Annotated in this window: 5 protein-coding genes; 3 read left to right on the plus strand and 2 right to left on the minus strand. The window is 74.1% G+C overall.

All coding sequences use genetic code 11. From position 1 onward, the window contains the following. Positions 1–146 precede the first annotated feature (146 nt). The gene (locus tag ACFV6D_RS31260; RefSeq protein WP_279634945.1) at positions 147–851 is read right to left on the minus strand and encodes a response regulator transcription factor; all 705 of its coding nucleotides are present in this window, start codon (positions 849–851) and stop codon (positions 147–149) included. A gap of 211 nt (positions 852–1062) precedes the next feature. Here ACFV6D_RS31260 and ACFV6D_RS31265 point away from each other — a divergent pair, with 211 nt between their 5' ends. Next, positions 1063–2646 (plus strand): purple acid phosphatase family protein, encoded by a 1584-nt coding sequence (locus ACFV6D_RS31265; RefSeq protein WP_380429637.1) that lies wholly within the window; start codon positions 1063–1065, stop codon positions 2644–2646. 133 nt (positions 2647–2779) lie between these two features. Then, complete coding sequence (locus ACFV6D_RS31270) at positions 2780–3556, plus strand: (2Fe-2S)-binding protein (protein ID WP_380562129.1); 777 nt, start codon at positions 2780–2782, stop codon at positions 3554–3556. A 70-nt stretch (positions 3557–3626) separates the two neighbouring features. Here ACFV6D_RS31270 and ACFV6D_RS31275 read toward each other — a convergent pair whose 3' ends face one another. After that, entirely contained in the window at positions 3627–4379 is a 753-nt protein-coding gene (locus ACFV6D_RS31275) for an FCD domain-containing protein (protein WP_363371043.1), read from the minus strand. Positions 4380–4558: 179 nt separating this feature from the next. On the opposite strand from ACFV6D_RS31275, the gene ACFV6D_RS31280 reads away from it, so the two are divergent. Next, a complete protein-coding gene (locus ACFV6D_RS31280; protein WP_380429643.1) occupies positions 4559–6091 on the plus strand; it encodes an APC family permease in 1533 nt (510 codons plus the stop codon). Positions 6092–6330: the final 239 nt, after the last annotated feature.

Raw genomic sequence — 6330 nt, forward strand, 5'->3', positions numbered from 1 at the left:
CTTGTTTTGTCGCGGGCAGCTTCAGTTGTTTATAAGACCCTGGCCGGGCGCCCCCCCCCGCATGGTTGGTCCCCCGCGACCACGGCCCCCCCCCTCGGCTCCGTGGACGCGTCCGTCGCGGCAGGGGCCCGTCGCCGCGGTGCCCGTCACTGCGGCACCGGGTAGCCCATCTCCCAGGCGTGGACGGCGATGCCGACCCGGTTCGCCACCCCGAGCTTGCGCTGGACGCTCGCGACGTGCGTCTTCACCGTGCCCGGCGAGATGAACAGTTCGGCGGCGATGTCCGCGTTCGTCCGGCCCGCCGCCACGTGACCGGCGATCTCCATCTCCCGCTCGGTCAACGGCACCACCGGCGCCGAGCGGGGCTCCGGACGGCGCGGCGCCGTCACCTGCCGCAGCAGCCGTACCGTGACCGACGGACTGATCAGGCTCTCCCCGTCCGCCGCCGCCCGCACCGCCTCGACGAGCAGCGCCGGCCCCGAGCGCTTCAGCAGGAACCCGGACGCACCGTGCCGCAGCGCCGGGTACACGTACTCGTCCAGGTCGAAGGTGGTCAGCACCACCACCCGCACCGGCTCCGCCACCCCCGGCCCGGCCAACCGCCGGGTCAGCTCCAGTCCGTCCATCCGCGGCATCCGGATGTCCACCAGCGCGACGTCCGGGCGCAGTTCGGCCGCCAGTTCCAGCGCGGCCAGCCCGTCGGCGGCCTCCCCCACCACCTCGATGTCCGGCTGCGCCGCCAGGATCCGCCGGACGCCGCGCCGGACGCCCTCCTGGTCGTCCGCGATCAGCGTACGGATGATCCGCGGGCACTCACCGTTCGCACTCGTCACACCGTTCGTACTCGTCACGGCAGGCAGTCTGCCACGCCCGTCCGGACCGCCGGCCCCGCCCGCCACCAATGCGGCCCGGTGGGTGGGAAGTTCACGTCACGAGCTCGGCGGGCGGGAAGTTCACGTCACGGGCCCGACGGACGGGAGGTTCACGTCACGAGCCCGGCGGGCGGGAAGTTCACGTCACGGGCCCGGCGCGGTTCACCGACGCCCGGTGAGGCTGGCGGCCATGAACGCTTCCAGTGGACATCCCCCCGTCAGCCGCCGCGGGATCCTGGCCGGTGCCACCGGTCTCGGTCTCGGCGGCGCCGTCTCCCTCTCCGGCATCGCGGCCACGCCCGCCGCCGCCTCCCCGCTGCTGCTGGAGCGGCCGGACCGCTCCGGCGCCCCGCGTGTCGCCGGGCTGCACCTCCAGTTCGGCTCGGACGCCTCGCGCGAGGTCGTGGTCTCCTGGCACACCACCGCCTCGGTCGGCAACCCCCGTGTCCGGTACGGCACTTCGAACGGCGACTTGGGCCGCAGCGTGCAGGCCGACACCAGCACCTACCGGGACGCCAAGTCCGGCACCGAGGTCCAGATCCACCACGCCCGGCTGAGCGGCCTGCACCCCGACACGGACTACGTGTACGCCGCCGTCCACGACGGCGCCACCCCGGAGCTCGGCACCGTCCGCACCGCCCCGCGCGGCCGGGCCGCCTTCACCTTCACCAGCTTCGGCGACCAGGGCACCCCCACCCTCGGCAAGAAGACCGCGAACGGCTACGCCAACGACAACCTGGGCAGCCCCGCCGCCGGCGACACCACCGCCGGAGTCGAGCGGATCGCCCCGCTGTTCCACCTCGTCAACGGGGACCTCTGCTACGCCAACCTCGCCACCGACCGGGTCCGCACCTGGTCCGACTGGTTCGAGAACAACAGCCGCTCCGCCCGCCACCGCCCCTGGATGCCCGCCGCCGGCAACCACGAGAACGAGCGCGGCAACGGCCCGACCGGCTACGGCGCCTACCAGGCCTACTTCGACCTCCCCCCGTCCGGCTCCGACGACGAACTGCACGGCCTCTGGTACGCGTTCACCGCCGGCGCGGTCCGCGTCATCAGCCTCAACAACGACGACGTCGCCTACCAGGACGCCGGCGACTCCTACGTCCACGGCTACTCCGGGGGCGCCCAACAGCGCTGGCTGGAACGGGAGTTGGCCGCCGCCAACGCGAACCCCGAGATCGACTGGATCGTGGTCTGCATGCACCAGGTCGTCATCTCCACCGCCGACAAGTTCAACGGCGCCGACCTCGGCATCCGCGAGACCTGGGTGCCGCTGTTCGACAAGTACGGCGTCGACCTGGTGGTCTGCGGCCACGAGCACCACTACGAGCGCTCGCACCCGATCCGCGGCCAGCAGCAGACCGACACCCGCACCCCCATCCCGGTCGCCACCGACACCCGGACCATCGACACCACCCGGGGCACCGTTCACATGGTGATCGGCGGCGGCGGCACCTCCGCCCCCTCCAACGGCCTCTTCTTCGAGCCCGCCAAGGCCCGCGTCATCACCGGCGTCGGCGCCGTCGACCCGGCCACCGGCAAGCGGCCCCCGCAGTACGTGATCGAGGACGCCCCCTGGTCCGCCTTCCGCGACGCCGACAACCCGTACGGCTTCGCCGCCTTCGAGGTCGACCCGGGCGAGCGCGGCGGCCGGACCACCATCGACGTCACCTACTACTCCGTCAGCGGCCCGTACGGAGACCTCGTCCCCGTCGACCGCTTCACGCTCACCCGCCCGCGCGGCGCCCGCGGCGGCGGCCGGGGACGCTGACCCCGGCCGCGCCCGTCGGGGTGGCGCGCTCACCGGCCGCCACCCCGACGGCGCGGTACCGTTCCTCCGCGCGCCCGAACGCACCGATCACACCGATCACCCGAGCGCCCTGAACGCCCTGGAGGCCCGCCCGATGCCCGTCGACCGCCCCGCCGACGGCACCGGGAACGTCGGCCGCCCCGACTACGGCCGACTCGCCGCCGTCGGCCCGTACTTCGCGCTCGACACCCCCGCCGAACCCGGCGCGGGACCGCCCCCGGGCTTCCGGCCGCTGCCCGAGCTGTACGGCACCGGGCCGGACGCGCCGCTGGCCCGGCGGATCCGGGTGGTGGCGCAGCGGCTCGGCACCGCCGAGCCCCGGGTCGCCGCGTCGATCCTGCACCTCGGACTGGCCGCCCGCTTCTGGTCGGTGGGCCTCGGGGCGGCCGTCCTGTTGGGTACGGTCCCGACGCTGGAGCACGCCTGGGTGCGGATCCCGGATCAGGGGCCGCTCGACCTCTGGACGCCGCCGGAGCCCCCGCTCCCCGCCCCGTTCCCCGCTTCGCTCCCCACTCCGCTCCCGCTCGCCGACCAGCTGTACGAGGCCGTCCTGGTAGGCCAGTTGGAGCCGCTGGCGGCGGCGGTGCGGTCCGCCGTCCCGCTCTCCGCCCGGCTGCTGACGGGCAACGCCGCCTCCGCCCTGGCCGGTACGCTGCGAGTCCTGGACGCCCACGCGCCGGGCCCCGCACGGGCGTTGGTCGCGGAGCTGCTCGCGCGCCCGCCGCTGGCCGGCACCGGGACGCTGCGGACCGGCCCGCGCGGCGCAGCCTTCCGACGGACGAGCTGCTGCCTGTACTACCGGGTGGGGCCGGGCGCCGGGGTCTGCGGCGACTGCTGCTTCACCCGGCCTCCCGCGCCAAAACGGGGCTGATACATCCAGGAGTGCAGGTCATATCCGGGCCTCCGGTCAGCCGTCGTCCGTCAGCCGTGTCCGTCAGCCATCAGCCGTCGCCCGCCAGCTGGAGGTGCCCCCGCACCAGGTGGTGCACGCAGGCGACGGTGTGCACCTCGGCGGCGGCCCGGGCCCCGGCCGCGTCGCCGGCCAGGACGGCGACCAGGATCTCCCGGTGCTGCTCGGCGAACCGTTCCTGGTCGGGGCCGTGCGGTGCGGGCAGCCAGAGCAGCGGCCCGAGTTCGGCCTGGAGCCGGACGGCGAGCCGGGTGAGGCGCACGGACTGGGCGGCGACGGCGAGTTCGATGTGGAAGCGGGCGTCGGCGCGGCGCTGCTCGGCGGGCCCGGCGGCGTCGCGCAGGTCGTGCACCAGCCGGGTGAGCCGGGGCGCGAGGTCGGCGGGGGCGCGTTCGGCGGCGAGCCGGGCGGCGGTGCCGGAAACGGCCAGTTCCTCGTCGCCGAGATCGCGCAGGTCGACGGTGGCGAGGTCACGCAGCCGGGCGAGTTGGAGGCGTTCGGAGCCCTCGCCGGGGGTGCGGACGAAGCTGCCGCCGTTGCGGCCGCGCCGGGTCTCGATCAGGTCGGCCTCGCGGAGCAGGGCGAGCGCCTCGCGGACGGTGCCGTTGGCGACGCCGAGCCGGTCGGCGAGGTCGTTCTCACTGGGCAGTTGGTCCCCGTCGGCGACCAGGCCGAGGGCGATCGCCTCGGTGATCCGGCGGGCCACGGCATCGGCGCGGCCGAGGTCGGTCAATGGCGCGAGGACGGCGCTGAGCAGCGGGGTCGTGCTCCCGATCGTCGCCACGCCGGCCCCCTCCTCGATCACCGTCGGACTGGGTGCTCCCGGCAGGGTACCTCCCGGTCGGGCACGCACCCTTGCCGCTAGAAACCCGATCTCATATGTTTTCCCGCGATCCCGGTCCGAGCACCACCCCCGGTAAGCCCTCACGCGTCACGCCACGTTCCCAGGAGCAGGAGCAGGTCATGACCGATGCCAGCGCACGTGCCACCTCCCCGACCGGCCCCCTCCCCCCTCAGGGCCCCGACATCGATGCCGATGCCGATGCCGCTCGGCTGGCCGCCCTCGGCTACACCTCCGAGTTCAAACGCGACATGAGCCTCTGGGCGAACTTCTCCCTCGGCTTCACCTACCTCTCCCCGGTCGTCGGCGTGTACACACTCTTCGCCTCCTCCCTCGCGACCGCCGGCCCGCCGATGGTGTGGAGCTTCCTGATCGCCGGGGTCGGCCAGTTGCTGGTGGCGCTGGTGTTCAGCGAGGTGGTCGCCCAGTTCCCGGTGGCGGGCGGGGTGTACCCGTGGGCGCGCCGGCTCTGGGGCCGCACCTGGGGCTGGCTGACCGGCTGGGTGTACCTGCTGGCGCTGATGTCCACCATCGCGGCGGTCTCCTACGGCGCCGGCCCGTACGTGGCCGCGCTGCTGGGCGTCGAACCGAGCACAGCGACGACCGTCTGGTGCGCGCTCGGCCTGCTGCTGCTCGCCACCGTGATCAACCTGGGCGGCACCAAGGTGCTGTCGGCGGCGGCCGTGTTCGGCTTCGCCGCCGAGCTGCTGGGCGCTCTGGCGGTCGGCGCCTGGCTGCTGCTGACCCACCGCTACCACGGCCTCGGCGTGGTCTTCGACCGCTTCGGCGCGGGCGACGGCGGCTCATACACCGACGCCTTCCTGGCCGCCGGACTGATCGCGGTCTTCCTCTTCTTCGGCTTCGAGGCGTGCGGCGACGTCGCCGAGGAGGTGCCGAACCCCGGTCGACAGATCCCCAAGTCGATGCGGCGCACCCTCTACGTCGGCGGCGCGGCGGCGATCGGCGTCAGCCTGGCGCTGGTGATGTCGATCCAGGACATCGGCGCGGTGGTCTCCGGCGACGACAAGGACCCGGTGGCCTCGGTGCTGCACGACGCGTTCGGCGCCACCGGCGCCCGGGTGGTGATCGGCGTGGTGCTGATCTCGTTCCTGTCCTGCGTGCTGAGCCTCCAGGCGGCGGCGAGCCGGCTGGCGTACTCCTTCGCCCGGGACCGGATGATCGTGGGCAGCCGGCTGCTCGCCACCGTCTCGGACCGCCTGCGGGTGCCGCTGTACGCGCTGCTGCTCGCGGCGGCAGTGCCGGGCGTGATCATCGTCGGCGCCTCGGCGCTCTCCGAGGGCGCCCTGACGAAGATCATCTCCTTCTCCAGCATCGGCATCTACCTGGCCTTCCAGATGGTGGTGCTGGCCGCCCTGCGCGCCCGGCTGCGCGGCTGGCGCCCGAGCGGGGACTTCCGGCTCGGCCGCTGGGGCCTGGCGGTGAACATCGGCGCGCTGGTGTACGGGCTCGCCGCGATCGTCAACATCTGCTGGGGCCGCACCCCGGACGCCGCCTGGTACGACGACTACCTCGTGCTGCTCTCGGCCGTGGCGGTGCTCGCGGCCGGCGGGCTCTACCTGCTGCTGGCCCGCCCGCACCTGCGCAGCGACGCCCCGTCCGGCGACGCGACGACCCCTGCCGGGGACGCCCGATGACCCTCACCCCTGGAGGAATCCCCGTCGCCGCCTTCGGCCGCGTCCCGGACGACGGGCACCCCGAAGGCGCGCCATGAGCCCGGAGTCATGAACCCGGAGTCACGGAACCGGAGTTACGAAACCGGAGCCATGAGTCCGGAGCCGCGAAACCGGCCCCCGGCCCCCCCTCGGCACAAGAGGCGCGGCGCCCGCCGGCCCCCCCCCCCCGCCCACCCCCCCCGCCCCCACGGGTGAAGAAA

Source organism: Kitasatospora sp. NPDC059812 (assembly GCF_042732075.1).
GTDB lineage: Bacteria > Actinomycetota > Actinomycetes > Streptomycetales > Streptomycetaceae > Kitasatospora.